Source organism: Xanthobacter sp. ZOL 2024, assembly GCF_052932325.1.
The window spans coordinates 2,878,206-2,892,603 of record NZ_CM128808.1; the positions used below are offsets into that span (position 1 = coordinate 2,878,206).

Sequence of the window (14,398 nt, forward strand, 5' to 3'; positions counted from 1 at the left end):
GAATCACCTCTCTCCCGCATCGTGACCACTCACGATGCGGCGGTCAGTCTCCCACCAGCCCCGGCGGGCGCGGCACTTCGCCGAAGCCACGGGTGGGCGGCAAGGTGGGCTCCAGCGGCAGCGGTGGGGGAACCACATAAGCGGGCAGCCGTTCAGGCGGGCGCCGCGTGGTGGCCGGCGCCGGGCGACGGACTTCGGCCGGTGGCGCGGCGCGGCTGGCGGTTTCCGCTTGCGGGTCCCGCCTCGTGTCCGGCCGTGACGCCCGCGGGGTCTCGGGCGCCGCTGCCGGTGCGGCGGTGGCCGCAGGGACGCGCGGCAGGGCGGCCCGCGGCGGCGTGGCCGGCTGTTGTGCCGTCGCCGGCGGTGCGGCCGGGGGCTGGTCCTGTCGCGGCTCGGGAGGACGGGTCTGCGCCGATGGCGCGGTGCCGCCGCCGGCGCTGGGCGCGAGCGTGCCCGTGGATGTGCCAAAGCTCGGGGCGGGAATCGTCGGGGCCGGAATCTCCCGCCGCTCGATGAGCCTGGGATCGCGGGCCGATGGACGCGCAGCTTGCGGCGCGGTGGCCGGTGCCGGCGCGGGAGCCACGACCGGCGGCAAGGCCGTGGGCGCGGCGACGGGCGGAACGATCCGAGGCGCCGCCGGGACCGCCGCCGGGGTCGGCGTGGCCGCCGGTGCGCGCTGCTGCTCCAGGCGCTGGGTTTCGCGCTCGATGGCCCGCATGGCGATGGCGCTGGTGAGGCCGGTGGCCCGGATCCGCCGCTCCGGTCCGGCGATGGGCCCGCTCCAGCCCAGGGTCCCGCTGGCGGCGGGCCCGGGGCCGCCCTCGGTCTCGAAGTCGATGCTCGCCTCCGCCAGCAGGCGGGGAAGGTCAAGGCTGCCGGACAGGCCCAGGCGCACGTCGCCGAGGGTGATCCGCGTCGGCGAGAGCTTGGCGAGGCCGTTCACCACGCTGAAGGTGGACTCGGCCGTGGGCAGCAGTAGCGGGCCGCGGGCCAGGGCGCGATCGAACAACTGGCTGGTCTGCCGTTCATCGGGGGGCGTGGGCACAGCGGCGGTTTCGGCCAGAACCGTGCGCAGCGCGGCGGGATCGGCGGCCGCGATTTGCAGGTCGCGCCCGCTGATGGTGCCTTGGCCGGAGAGATTCTGCACCAGCTGCAGCACGCTGCGGCCGCTGCCGCCGAGATCGACGGCGAGGCTGGTGGTGCCGGCCGGCGCGTTGTGCGCCCCGGCCAGGGCGGCCAGCGCCGCGTTCTGCACCTTGTCCAGGCTCAGCCGGCCTTCCGCCTGGGCCACGTCGTTCTGACGCCGCACCCGGAGGGTGGCCGCCACCTGCCCGCCGCCGAAGCCGCCGGAGATGTCGTGCAGATCCACGCCGGTGCCATCGCTGCCGAGGCGCAGGCGTCCCTCGCTCAACGCCAGCGGGCCGATGAGCTCGAGGCGGGGGGCGGTGATGTCGATGCCGAGGGCGACGCCGCTCACGGCCGCCGGCAGCAGGCGGGCATTGCTCCAGGTTCCGGTGCTGTCGCTGGCCGTCCGCGCGGCGAACAGGCCCGCCAGGGCCGGGACGGACACGCGGTCGAGGGCGAGCTGGCCGTTGAGCCGTGGCACCGCCCCCGGTTCCAGCTCCAGCGCGCCGCTGAGGGGCGCACCCCCCACCGATCCCTGCAGGCTGGCGAACCGCCAGGCATTGCCGGAGCGGCCGAGGGAGAAGGCGAGCGCCGTCGGCATCGGCGCGTTGTCGGCGGCGGCCGCCACCTGTGGCAGCACCCGGCCCAGGTCCGGCCCATCGGCACGCAGCTTCAGATCGGGCACCAACTGCCCGTTGACGATGCGCGCCTGGCCCTCGCCGGCGATGGTGAGGGCACTGGTGGCGAGCTGCAGCCGCAACTGGCCGTCGTCGGCGGTGAAGGGGTCGAGGTTGAAGTCCAGGTGGCCGGCGCCAAGCTTGGGATTGAGCCCTTCGAGGCCAAGGGCGCCCAGCACCCTGGCCGTGTCCGGACTGTCCGCGGAGAGGGCGATGGCCAGCGGCACCCCCTCGCTGGTGCGGGTGAAGGCGATGCGCCCGGACAGCAGGCCCAGGCTGCCGTCGCTGGTGATGCTGCGGCCGCCGGCCTCGCGCCAGACCACGCTGGTGGAGAGCTTCACCGGGGCCCCCACCGGGGCGAGCTTGGCGATCACGTCGGCGGTGCGTGGCCCGGCCACCAAACGGGCCACCGGCACCAGGCCATCCGCCTTGCCGCCGTTCACCACCAGGTTGAACTCGCCGCGGGGCGTGGTGGAGAAATTCTCCATCCAACCCGCCCCTTCCAGGTGGATGCCGCCGAGATCCTCCAGCACCACCCGCTTCACCCGCCAGTTGCCACCGGTGGCGCTGGCCTCCAGCGTGAGATGGCGCAGCTGCTGCTCGGCCAGGGTGAGGTCGCGCCCGTCCAGCACCAGCGTGGCGTCGGCGCCGCCGCCCACGGCGGTGGCCGCCTGCTGCAGCGCCGTCACCATGGGGTCGATGGCGAAGCCGGTCACGGCGAGGTTGAGGTCGAGCTTGGGGCCTGCGTTGGGCGGCAGCGCCGCCGCGAGGCTGCCCTGCAGCCGGCTGCGATCGAAATGCGCATCGAGCCCGTCGAGGGCGATGCGCTGCGGCGCCAGCTGCAGCTTGGTTTCGATGCGGGCGGGCCCCTTCAGGACGCTCGCCAGCTCGCGCGGGGCTTCGGGAGCGGCCCAGCGCAGGAAATCGGCCGGATCCTCGGCGCTCAGCGCCATCTCGCCGCTGAAGCCGCCGCCACTGGGGGCGCTGGTGGGGGCCCCGGACGCGCGCAGTGCGGCCTTGCCCGGCAGTTGCGCCTCGGCGGTGTCCACCCGCCAGCCGCTTTGCCCGCCGCTGAGATCCAGGCGCACATCGCGCACCACCGTGCCACCGAGCACCAATTGCTCGATGGAGAGGCCCAGCCGCGAGGCCATGTCCGGCGCGGGCAGCCCGGCCAGCACGGCCAGGCTGCGGTGCAGCACCTCGGCCGGCCGGATCACCGCCGGCTTGCCGCCCTCCGCGCCAGCGGTGGCCGCGAGGGTGTCGAGATCCAGGCTGCGGGCGTTCAGCACCGCATCGAGCGCCACCGCGCGGCCCAGGGTGAGGCGGGCGGAGCCGCTGAGCTGGGCCGGGGTGGCATCGCCGCCGAGGGCGAGGGCGAAATTGTCGGCCAGCACCTGCTCGGTGGAGGCCTTCACGTGGCCCGCCAACTGCCAGGATTCGAGCCCGCCGGCGCCCTTGCGGGTGAGGCTGGCGCGGCCGTCGAAACGGGGCAGGGCATCGGCGGTGCCGAAGGCGCCGTCGAGATCCACCGTATAGGGACGGTTGCGCCCGTCGAGGATCAGCCGCAGGCGGCCTTCGCCCTTGTCGTCGAGCTTGGCAAGGGTCGAGCGCAGATTGAAACGGGCGCCATCCGCCTCCACCTCGCCGTCGAGGCGGAAGGGACCGGACAGGGACTTGGCCTCGCCCTTGAGATCCATGTCGGTGAGGGTGAGGGTGCGGTCCGAGGCGCGGTCCAGCAGGTCCAGGGTACCGTCGCGCACCTCCAGCCGGGCGATGGCCACATCGCTGCCGCCACCGGTGCCGGTGGGCACCACCACCCGGCCGTTGCTGTCGAGCACCAGCCGCATGCGCGGATTGACCAGGGTGAGGCCGGTGGCCTCCACCTGGCCGCGCAGCAGCCCGCCGAGGGAGAGCTCGGCCTCGAATTCCCGCACCGTGCCACCGGTGGAGACCACATCGCCCAGGGTCACGTCGTGCAGGGTCAGGCGGGGGGCCGGGAGCAGTTCGGCATCGATGGCGCCGCGGATCACCACTGGAATGCCCAGGGTGCGGGCGATCTCCCGCTCGAACGGGCCGCGCCAGGCGTTCCAGTCCACCACCAGCGGTGCCGCGAAGGCGCTGACGATGGCGAGGGTCACCACTGTGGCGAGGCTGATGAGGATGCCCTGCACGCCTGTCTCCTGGAAAGTCCGCCGGCGGTCCGTTCGGGCCGCCCCTACGGGTGTTCAGCTATGGGGTGCGATTGCGATCAGACGACGACGATCTTGCCCGGATTCATGATGTTGTGCGGGTCGAGGGCCCGCTTGATGGCGGCCATGGCGGCCAGCGCCGGGGCGCCGTGCTCGGCTTCCATATATTTCATCTTGCCCTGGCCCACGCCGTGCTCGCCGGTGCAGGTGCCGCCCATGGCCAGCGCCCGCTCCACCAGCCTGCTCATATAGTGCTTGGCCTTGGCGAGGTCGTCGGGGTCCTCCACGTCCACCATCAGGGTGGTGTGGAAGTTGCCGTCGCCCACATGGCCGACGATGGGTGCGATGAGCCCCATCTCTTCGATGTCGCGCTTGGTTTCCATGACGCAATCGGCCAGGCGCGAGATGGGCACGCAGACGTCGGTGGCCACCGCCTTGGCGCCGGGGCGCAGGGGCAGGACCGACCAGTAGGCATCATGCCGGGCCTGCCACAGCCGGCTGCGATCCTCGGGATGGCGGGCGAAGGCGGCCGGGCCGCCGCCGAATTCCGCCGCCAGCGCCCCGAACCGCTCGGCCTGCTCGGCCACGCCCGCCTCGGTGCCGTGGAATTCCAGGAACAGGGTGGGGGTCTCCTGCAGGTCGAGCTTGGCATAGGCGTTGGAGGCCTTCACCTGCACCTCGTCCAGAAGCTCGATGCGGGCCACCGGAATGCCGTTCTGGATGGTGGCGATGACCGTGTCGCAGGCGGCCTCGACGCTGGGGAAGGGGCAGACGGCGGCGGAGATCGCCTCCGGGATGCCGTAGAGCTTCAAGGTGATCTCGGTGATGATGCCGAGGGTGCCCTCGGCGCCCACGAACAGGCGGGTAAGATCGTAGCCGGCGGACGACTTGCGGGCGCGGGTGGCGGTGGTGACGACCTCGCCGTCGGCGGTCACCACCTTCAGCGACAGCACATTGTCCTTCATGGTGCCGTAGCGCACCGCGTTGGTGCCCGAGGCGCGGGTGGAGACCATGCCGCCGAGGGAGGCATCGGCGCCCGGATCGATGGGGAAGAACAGGCCCTGGTCGCGCAGGTCCTCATTGAGGCGCTTGCGCGTGACCCCCGGCTCGATGACGCAATCGAGGTCGGCGGTGTTCACCGCCAGGATGCGGTTCATGCGCGACAGGTCCACACAGACGCCGCCGCGCGGCGCGTTCACATGGCCTTCCAGCGAGGTGCCCGCACCCCAGGGAATGACCGGAACGCCATGCCGCGCGCAGATGCGGACCACTGTCTGCACATCCTGCGTGCTTTCCGCAAACACCACCAGATCGGCCGGTTCATTGGGCAGATAAGTGGTCACATTGGCATGCTGCGCGCGAACGGTCGGGTTTGTCACGACCTTGTGATCGAGCGCGCTTTTCAGTTCCTCTGTGGCGGAAATAACACGATTCCGTGAGGGGGCCTCGGGTTTCGCGTCTGCGGGAAGCATTTACTGTTCCTTAACTTTGTTGTCGCACTCCGGACGCGTCTGGCGATTCGGAGGGGTGTCGAAACGGTATGAGAAGGCCGTTTCCCATGCTTTTGAATTTGACAGTGTTATTTCCGATTCGGCGCGGCGGCTAGTTTCGATCCATTTCGGTGGTGACGAATGCCGCATCTCGCGGCACAGTGAATAGGCACAGAGCACGTCCGACCCCTTGGACCGCTCGACGGGATCGGCAGGGCCGATCCAAAAGATCCTCAATGGCAACCGGTGAACGCGCCGCCCCGCGCGCGGGGGCGGGTGTGCGCGTTCCTCATGACAGGGCACGAGTGTCATGCTGGACCTGATCGACTTCGAACCCGTCTTCTTCGCCCCGTTCGTCTCGTCTCCCATGCAGGTGGACCGGGCGTGGATCGACTATAACGGCCACCTGAAGATGGCCTATTATGAACTCATCTTCGACCATGCGGCGAGCGAGGCGCTGACCCTGCTCGGCCTTGGCCAGCAATATGCGCAGCAGCGTGGCGCCTCCTTCTTCACCGCCGAGGCGCATGTACGCTACCTGCGGGAGATCACCCCCGAAAGCCCGGTGCGGGTGACCTTGCGGCTGATGGATTACGACGAGAAGCGCATCCATCTCTACCAGACCCTGCACCATGCCTCCGAAGGCTGGAGCTCGGCCACCTGCGAGCAGATCGCGGTCCATGTGGACCTCAAGTCGCGCCGGGTCACGCCGTTTCCCGACGAGGTGCTGGAGCGCATCGCCATGATGCGGGCCGCCCATGCCGGGCTGCCCTCTCCAGATGGCGTGGGGCGGCGGGTCTCGATGATGGCGCGCTGCTGAGGCGCGCCGGATTGACACCGAACGCGGGGGCGCGTATCCCCCGCATCAACGGCGCCGTTTTTTTCGGCAATGCGCCGCCAGTCTCCGAAAATCAAAGGCTCATGGAACTCTGCATCGGGCGGAGGCACGGGGGCGTGCCTTCATTGCGCGCAATGCAGGGCAGCTATGCTTACCTATCTGTTCCGTCTCTGGTGCAATGCAGCATATATTGCATCGCATCACGGCCGACATGGCCCGGTACAGGAGGCATCCATGAGTGCTGCTACCTATCCCGAAAAGACCCTTTTGGCGTCCCATGCCATGGGTGTGCCCGCCCACGCCCGCCCGGCGCGGGGCTTCTTCGCGCGCCTGCTGGACACGGTGATCGCCGCGCGGACCGAGCAGGCTGAGAAGGAGCTGGCGCGTTATCTGGCCGGCCGTCCCGCGGGTCCGCTGGTCTGAAGGGCACCTGGCGCAGGCGCGCTCGGAACGGTGTGCGCAGGGTGGCGCGCGGACGGTGTCCGGGCGCACACGGCGCGGCACTGCTGGCGCGATGTGGCCGCTGTGCGAAGCCGTATGCACAAGTCGCAGCGGCAGGCCCTGCCGGCGCTTTGGCCTGAGGGCTGATGCTTTGGATATTTCAGGCGATGTGATCCCGCGCCGGATCGGTTACGACCCGGCGTCGGTTGCCTACGATGGCGTCGCGCGGGCGCCGCTTCAGAGCCGGCCGGCGCCGTCGGCGGAGAGTTCCAGCGTCGCCCAGCCTTCGATGTGGCGCTGCTTGACCAGATAAAGCCCCTGGCTGCGGTAGGCGGCGAGGGCGGCCGGCACCTGGCTCACCAGCAGGCCCGACAGCACGATGTGCCCGCCCGGGGCCAGCAGGTTGCGCAGCGGCCGCGCCAGCCGCTTGAGCGGCGGCAACAGAATATTCGCCAGGATCAGATCGTAGGGACCGCCCGCGGCGATGGACGCGGCACCCGCGCCGGCGGCGTGGAGCATGGTGATGCCGGTGCCCGCGTGGTTGGCACGGGCATTGGCCCGGGCGGTGCGCACGGCGATGATGTCGATATCGCTGGCCACCACCTGGGTGTGGAAGCGGCGGGCGGCCGCAATGGCCAGCACCCCGGTGCCGGTGCCGATATCGAGCACGCGCGCCGGGCAGGCCCGGCGGGCCACATCGGCAATGGCGGCGAGGCAGCCCTGGGTCGTGCCATGGTGCCCCGTGCCGAAGGCCAGCGCCGCCTCGATCTCGATGCCGATGGTGCTGCCCCGGACCCGGCCGCGGTCATGGGACCCGTGCACCATGAAGGGGCCGACCTTCACCGGCGCCAGTCCTTCCAGGCTGGCGGCCACCCAGTCCTTCTGTTCCACCGCTGAAAAGGTGGTGGCCGCGGCCAGCTCCGGACCGGCGGCAAAGCCCACCAATTCGCGCAGGCGATCGGCGTCGAACGCCTCGCCGGCGAACACCTCCACCACCCAGTCGTCTTCGCCGCGCTCGAAATTGGCCACCGCCACCTCGGCCGGATCGAAGGTCTCTGAAATGAGATCGGCGATCCGCTGCGCGGCGGCGCGGGGGGCGGCGACGCGCATCACGTGGCTGGCGTCGTTGGGAGGCAGGCCTTCGAGCATGGAAGCGATATCCGGATCACGCGGCCCGCGGCAGCGATGCGCCGGTGGGGCCGCCCATATGTTGTGCTGGCTGCCCCGCCGGCGGCGGGTGCCACGGGCCCGGCAGGGCGGCGCGAGACTAAAGCGTTGCGAGACTGCAGCGTTGATGATGTGGCGCGTCGACGGATGCCGGCGCCGTTGCGGTTCCATAGCCGAGAGGCTTTTCCCCTTTCAACGAAAAACGCATGCGAACCGGCCGAACGCCGCGCTCAGGAGTCGAATGCGCCGGTCACCGTGTTGCGTCCGCTGCCCTTGGAGGCATAGAGCCGCTGGTCGGCCACCGTCAGCAGGCCGCTGATGGTGTCGGCATCCTGCGGGGCGGTGGCGACGCCGATGGACAGGGTGAGCGGCTCCACATGTGGGGGCAGGGACAACAGAGCGATCCGCTCCCGCAGCATGGTGGCGAGGCGCAACGCCTGCAGGTGCGAGACGCCGGGCGCGAATGCCACGAACTCGTCGCCACCATATCGCACCACATAATCGGACTGGCGCAGGGCGTCGGTCATGGCGTCGGCGACGATGCGCAGCACCGCGTCTCCCACCGGATGGCCGTGGCGGTCGTTCACCGTCTTGAAATTGTCGATGTCGATGAGCAACAGGCTCATCGGTCGATTGGTGGTGGCCGAAACCGCGAGGAGATCGCGGCCGAGCGGCTCCAGTTGGCCGCGATGCAGCAACTGGGTCAGTGGGTCACGGCGCGATGCGCGGGTCAGCTCTTCGAAGCGTTGCCGATACGTCAGGATGTCGAAAACATCCGACAGACGGCGCGGCGGGCCGTCAGCCCGCATCTCAAACCGGTCCAGGTAGAACAGCAGCATGGCCGCGCACAATCCCGCCGCCGCCAGCTTGCCGAGCCAGCCGCCGATCCCCGCCGAGAAGGGCACGTCGAAGGCGAGATGCAGCATGGCGAAGAAGCCGGCCTGATCAAAGGTGAGCACACAGGCCAGGGTCAGCCAGATGGCCAGGAACGGAAGGCGTCGCAATGGCCGCGAGATGCGCTCGTAAAGCAGGATCATGGCGATGCAGTCGAGGAACAGCAGCGCCGTGCCCCACAGCATCAGCCCACCGAGCTGATCGAGAAAGGAGAGCTCGCCGCTACCCGCCAGTCCGCCCACGTCACGGTGCAGGCGCAGCACCGCCACGAATGCGATGAGGAAGAGATTGCCGAACAGCAGCCCATAAATGGGCTGGCGCGCCACCTGCGCATCCTCGCGGATATAGACCAGCAGCAGCAGCGCCAGCTTGCCCGAGAACATCACCACCGAGCCCGGCGAGAGGGAGGCGCCCAGCGGCAGGGCGACATAGAAGCTCGCCGCCAGATAGGTCTCCATGAAATGGATGCTGCCGAGTGCGCAGAAGAACGTGCCAATGCCGAGGGTGTTCCGCCAGCGGAACAGGCCCAGCATGGCGGCCACGTAAAGCACCAGACCGATGATCAGGAGCATGATGTTGACGAAAGGCATGGGTGCTGCGCATCTGGCCGCGGCACCGCCGAGCCGGGCGCGCGGAAAACCATTTCGTGCGCGCCACCGGGTGGGCGTCGCGCTGCAAGGCGAGCGTGGCTGCCGCTGCAACGCCCAAGTCGATCTAGCCATCTCCGCCCGGTGAACGCAAGTTGTCGCGCGGCGGCGGCGCCTCTCTTCCGCGCCTTTTCGACAGCATCGGCGCGCGGGGCTTAAACCTTCTCGACGAAGGTCTCGATCACCCGCTTTTCGCCGGCCTTGTCGAACAGCACGGTGAGCTTGTTGCCGTCGATGCCGGTCACCTCGCCATAGCCGAACTTGATGTGGAACACCCGCTCGCCGGTCGTGAAGGCCGAGCTCGATGTGGTGGAGGTGGCGAGCAGGGTGCCCTCGATCACCTTCGGTCCACGCCGCTCGCTCCCCCAGTTCTGGCCCCCGTTGTAGCGGCCATTGCGCTCGCCAGAACCGCCCTCCGTCTCGTTGCGCTGGTTCTGGGCGCGCTGCCAGCCGGGGGTGCCATAAGAGGAGCTCGAGAAGGGGCTCGCCCCGGCGCGGTCGAAGCGGCTCGCCCCATAGCTGCCGCCATAGCTGGAGCCGCCCCAGCCGGAGCCGCCGCGGCTTTCCTCCACCTGCACATGGGCATCGGGCAACTCGTCCAGAAAGCGGCTCGGCACCGTGGAATTCCACAGGCCGTGAATGCGCCGGTTGGAAGCGAAATAGATGCGGGCGGAGGCCCGCGCGCGGGTGATGCCCACATAAGCGAGCCGCCGCTCTTCCTCCAATCCCGCCTTGCCCTGCTCGTCGAGGGCCCGCTGGTGGGGGAACAGGCCTTCCTCCCAGCCGGGCAGGAAGACGGTGTCGAACTCCAGGCCCTTGGCGGAATGCAGGGTCATCACCTGCACCGCATCCTCGCCGGCGCCCTGCTCGGTATCCATCACAAGGGAGATGTGCTCCAGGAAGCCGCCGAGATTCTCGAACGGCTCCATGGAGCGCACCAGCTCCTTCAGGTTTTCCAGCCGGCCGGCGGCCTCGGCGGAGCGGTCCTTCTGCCACATCTCCGTATAGCCGCTCTCGTCGAGCACGATCTCGGCCATCTCGGTGTGAGACAACACGCGGGCCTGCTCGCGCCAGCGTTCGAACGCCTCCATCAGCCCGCGCAGGGTGGCGCGCACCTTGGGCTTCAGCTCTTCACTCTCGGTCAGCACCCGGGCCGCCTCCTGCAGCGGCACGCCGGCGGCGCGGGCGACATCGTGGATCTGCTTGAGGGTGGCGTCGCCAATGCCCCGCTTGGGCACGTTGACGATGCGCTCGAAGGCGAGGTCGTCAGAGGTGGAGTTCACGCAGCGCAGATAGGCCAGCGCATCGCGGATTTCCGCCCGCTCATAGAAGCGCGGGCCGCCGATGACCTTGTAATTGAGCCCCAGCGTGATGAAGCGGTCTTCAAACTCGCGCATCTGGAACGAGGCGCGCACCAGGATGGCGATCTGCGAGAGGGCATGGCCCGCCCGCTGCAGGGCCTCGATCTCCTCGCCGATGGCGCGGGCCTCCTCACCGGAATCCCAAGCGCCCGTTACGGTCACGCGCTCGCCATCCTCCCCTTCCGAGAACAGGGTCTTGCCGAGCCGCCCCTCGTTGTGGGCGATGAGGTGGGACGCAGCCGCCAGGATATGGCCGGTGGAGCGATAATTGCGCTCCAGCCGGATCACCGTGGCGCCGGGAAAATCGCTCTCGAAGCGCAGGATGTTATCCACCTCGGCGCCGCGCCAGCCATAGATGGACTGGTCGTCGTCGCCCACGCAGCACACGTTGCGCGAGCCCTGGGCCAGAAGCCGCAGCCAAAGATATTGGGCGACGTTGGTGTCCTGGTACTCATCCACCAGCAGATATTTGAACTTGCGGTGGTATTCGGCGAGCACATCGGGATTTTCGCGGAACAGGCGGATGCCTTCCAACAGCAGATCGCCGAAATCCACCGCGTTCAGCGCCTTCAGCCGGGCCTGGTAGGCGGCGTAAAGAGCCGCGCCCTTGCCATTGGCAAACACCGCGCCCTCGCCGGCGGGCACGTCCCTGGGGGACAGGCCGCGGTTCTTCCAGCCATCGATGGTGGCGGCCAGCAGCCGGGCGGGCCAGCGCTTCTCGTCGATGCCCTCGGCGGCCAGCTGCTGCTTCATCAGCCGGATCTGGTCGTCGGTATCGAGAATGGTGAAGCCGCTCTTCAGCCCCACCAGCTCATGGTGGCGCCGCAGGATCCGCACGCCGATGGCATGGAAGGTGCCGAGCCAGGGCATGCCTTCCACCTGGTCGCCCACCATGGAGGCGATGCGCTCCTTCATCTCCCGCGCGGCCTTGTTGGTGAAGGTTACCGCCAGGATCTGCGAGGGATAGGCGCGGCCGGTGGCCAGGATGTGGGCGATGCGGGTGGTGAGCACGCGGGTCTTGCCGGTGCCGGCACCGGCCAGCACCAGCAGCGGGCCCTCCAGGGTTTCCACCGCCGCCCGCTGCTCCGGATTGAGCCCGTCGAGATAGGGCACGGGGGCGGCTGCCGGTGGCGCCATGGCGGCGCGCGCCCGCGCGGCGATGCCGCCGGGACGCGGCGCCGGAAGCTCGGGAGCCGGCGCGCCGGCGTTGCGGAAGGGATCGGAGGGCATGCTCAAAACGGTCGACTCAATGGCCCCATGATTCTGTGAAGAGAACAAAATGGCACCAGCCCCGGCCAAAGGCGAGGGCCTCGTGCGCGGACCGGGGTTGCGCTGACAGGGCGGGGCGGTTCAGTCGGCGGTCGGCTTCGGCAAGTGCACCACGTAGAACTTACGCACGGCGGTGACACTTTTCCAGGTGCCGGTGAAGCCGGAGGGGATGACGAAGGCGTCGCCGGCGGTGAAGGTCTCCGTGTGCCCCGAGGCATCGGTCAGCTCCACCGTGCCCTCCAGCAGCATGCAGAATTCATCCTCGTCATACTTCACCGCCAGGGTCGAGGCCTGCGACGCCCAGAATCCCGCCGAGAAGGCGCCGGTTCGATCCTGATACCACTCATGAACGGTCGTCGCCGACGTGGGGTCCACCGGCGGCTTGGGATCAAAGCGGATGGGGCGAACGTGCGGGAGAGGGGGCATCTGAAGGTCCACAATTGCAGTGCATGCGCCACGGGGCCGGTATTTTATGAATCTAGCATGGTGGCGCATCCGGGTGGTGAGGGATCCTTCGCGGGCGCCGGTGCACGCCCTACGAGGCTTGATATGACGTTGCGGAAGAGCTTTCAAAAGCCTCCGCCACTCGCATAAGCTGCAGGCGGCGGCAGCTTGGGGGTGGGGTGGCATGTCGGAAGTGAATGACCGAGCGGAGGATGCTCATGGTGGTCCGCCCGCAGGGCCAGTTGGGCCTTCCATCCTGTCTTGGTTCTGGATCGTGGTCGGGTCGCTCATCACGGGTGCGGCGCTGTTCTGGCTCTACGACCAGGTGCTGCTGGCTTGGCAAGTGCGCGGCTATGTGGCTGAGATCGGTACTGCGTTTGGTCTCAATGCGCATCTCACCAACGCCATATTCATCGTCTCCCTCGCCGTCGTCGCCTTCTGTCTGCGGCTGTCCTTCTCCTTGTCTAAGCGGCGGCGCACCGTCGGGCAGCTGGCGCTGCTGACGCTGCTCGTGGGGCACTCGCTGGCGCTCTGGTCGGCTTCGCGCCTGAAGATCGAGGGGCGATGCTATGTGGTGACCCGCACGGGCATCACCTACAATGAGCATCCGGGCCTGGATCCGGCGACCGGTCGCCCCTGTCGCCCGGTGACGAACGAGCTTCAGGAGCGGCTGCGCGCCTATGAAACCGGAGCGCGGCCGACTCGTGTGACGGAGGAGAACCCAACATTCTTTGATCCGCGCACCGGTGAGCCGGTGATCTGGTTCTACCGCGACGCTCAAGGGACCATCGAACTGTTCAATCTGATGGGGTTCCATCCTCTGACGGGCGAGGAACTGACGCCCATCAACAAGGAGGTGGTGGCCCAATGGCAGGAGGGCCAGCGGCGGCGTGTTGCATTGCCCACCCGGGCGCCGCAGAGGATCGATCCGGCACGGGGGGGCTTTTTTGACCCCATGACCGGTGCGCCGAGGGCTTGGTATGTGGTCGCGCCGAACGGCGTGCTCGAGTTCTTCGACAGCCCCGGCTTCCACCCGGTCACCGGCGAGCCGCTGGTGGTGGTCACGCGTAGCGTGGTCGATGCTTGGCAGGCAGCGGCGGCGCAGGCGGCACGGGAGCGTGCCGAGGAGGCACGCCAACGTGAGCAGGCGCAACGTGCCGAAGCGGAGCGGGTGGCGCGGGAGCGCCAGGAGATGGCGGAGCGGGTGCAGCAACAGCAGCGCGCGGAAACGGAAAAGCGCCAGCAGGAGAAGGCCGCGGCAGAACGCTGTGACACTCTGGCGGCCAATCCCAACGACAAGCGACGTGGCGCGACGGCGGGCGTGCCTTATGAGGTGCTGAAGCTGCAGGCGCGTGACGCCTTGGAAGCGTGCGAGGCGGCGCTTGAGGCCTTTCCCGACGAATTGCGCTTCCGCTACCAATATGCTCGAGCCATGCAGTTTGTGGATCGAAACAAGGCATTCGAGCTGCAGAAGGCGAATGCGGCGCAGCTCTATCCCGCCGCTTTCGACAATCTTGGCTGGTTGTATGTGTCATTGCGCAACGATTATCCCACCGCCATCCGGCAATTCAACACGGGGGTGCAGCTGGGCGATCCCGATTGCATGGTCAGTCTAGCCGAGCTTATCAGCACTGGTCGTTACCCGGTGGATAATCCGCAGCAGGAGGTTCTCCGGCTTTATGCCCGCGCGGCCGAACTCGGGCATCAGCGGGCGGCGGAGGCTTATCAGGAGACCAAGGAAGCGCTGGCGGAGCATCAGTTCCAGCAGCAACAGCAACGGGCGATGCAAGAGCAGGCGATCGGTATATTCGGTAAGCTTCTGAATGGCATGCCCCGTCGCTGACGGGGCATGCTGA

9 protein-coding genes are annotated in these 14,398 nt (G+C 68.6%); 3 read left to right on the top strand and 6 right to left on the bottom strand.

Annotation, left to right across the window (positions count from 1 at the left end):
• Nucleotides 1-43: 43 nt before the first annotated feature.
• Both ACU4E7_RS13250 and ACU4E7_RS13255 read right to left on the bottom strand, forming a co-directional pair.
• Complete coding sequence (locus ACU4E7_RS13250; RefSeq protein WP_447019125.1) at nucleotides 44-3,973, bottom strand: AsmA family protein; 3,930 nt, start codon at nucleotides 3,971-3,973, stop codon at nucleotides 44-46.
• A gap of 77 nt (nucleotides 3,974-4,050) precedes the next feature.
• Nucleotides 4,051-5,463, bottom strand: coding sequence for an FAD-binding oxidoreductase (locus ACU4E7_RS13255; protein ID WP_447019126.1), 1,413 nt, complete (start codon nucleotides 5,461-5,463; stop codon nucleotides 4,051-4,053).
• 328 nt (nucleotides 5,464-5,791) lie between these two features.
• Between ACU4E7_RS13255 and ACU4E7_RS13260 the strand changes: the two genes are divergently transcribed.
• Nucleotides 5,792-6,301, top strand: a complete 510-nt coding sequence (locus ACU4E7_RS13260; RefSeq protein WP_238120247.1) for a thioesterase family protein — start codon at nucleotides 5,792-5,794, stop codon at nucleotides 6,299-6,301.
• A 252-nt stretch (nucleotides 6,302-6,553) separates the two neighbouring features.
• Nucleotides 6,554-6,742: a hypothetical protein gene (locus tag ACU4E7_RS13265; protein ID WP_238120248.1), complete on the top strand. Its 189-nt coding sequence runs from the start codon at nucleotides 6,554-6,556 to the stop codon at nucleotides 6,740-6,742.
• 255 nt (nucleotides 6,743-6,997) lie between these two features.
• Here ACU4E7_RS13265 and ACU4E7_RS13270 read toward each other — a convergent pair whose 3' ends face one another.
• From ACU4E7_RS13270 to ACU4E7_RS13285, 4 genes are all read right to left on the bottom strand, one after another.
• On the bottom strand, nucleotides 6,998-7,909 hold the full coding sequence (locus ACU4E7_RS13270) for a 50S ribosomal protein L11 methyltransferase (protein WP_447019127.1): 912 nt from the start codon (nucleotides 7,907-7,909) through the stop codon (nucleotides 6,998-7,000).
• Between the two features lie 248 nt (nucleotides 7,910-8,157).
• Nucleotides 8,158-9,411: a diguanylate cyclase gene (locus ACU4E7_RS13275; protein WP_447019128.1), complete on the bottom strand. Its 1,254-nt coding sequence runs from the start codon at nucleotides 9,409-9,411 to the stop codon at nucleotides 8,158-8,160.
• Between the two features lie 212 nt (nucleotides 9,412-9,623).
• Nucleotides 9,624-12,059 (bottom strand): ATP-dependent helicase, encoded by a 2,436-nt coding sequence (locus ACU4E7_RS13280; protein ID WP_447021632.1) that lies wholly within the window; start codon nucleotides 12,057-12,059, stop codon nucleotides 9,624-9,626.
• Between the two features lie 120 nt (nucleotides 12,060-12,179).
• Nucleotides 12,180-12,524 carry a cupin domain-containing protein gene (locus ACU4E7_RS13285; protein ID WP_447019129.1) on the bottom strand — a complete coding sequence of 115 codons (345 nt, stop codon included), beginning with the start codon at nucleotides 12,522-12,524 and terminating at the stop codon, nucleotides 12,180-12,182.
• A gap of 202 nt (nucleotides 12,525-12,726) precedes the next feature.
• Between ACU4E7_RS13285 and ACU4E7_RS13290 the strand changes: the two genes are divergently transcribed.
• The gene (locus tag ACU4E7_RS13290) at nucleotides 12,727-14,385 is read left to right on the top strand and encodes a hypothetical protein (RefSeq protein ID WP_447019130.1); all 1,659 of its coding nucleotides are present in this window, start codon (nucleotides 12,727-12,729) and stop codon (nucleotides 14,383-14,385) included.
• Nucleotides 14,386-14,398: the final 13 nt, after the last annotated feature.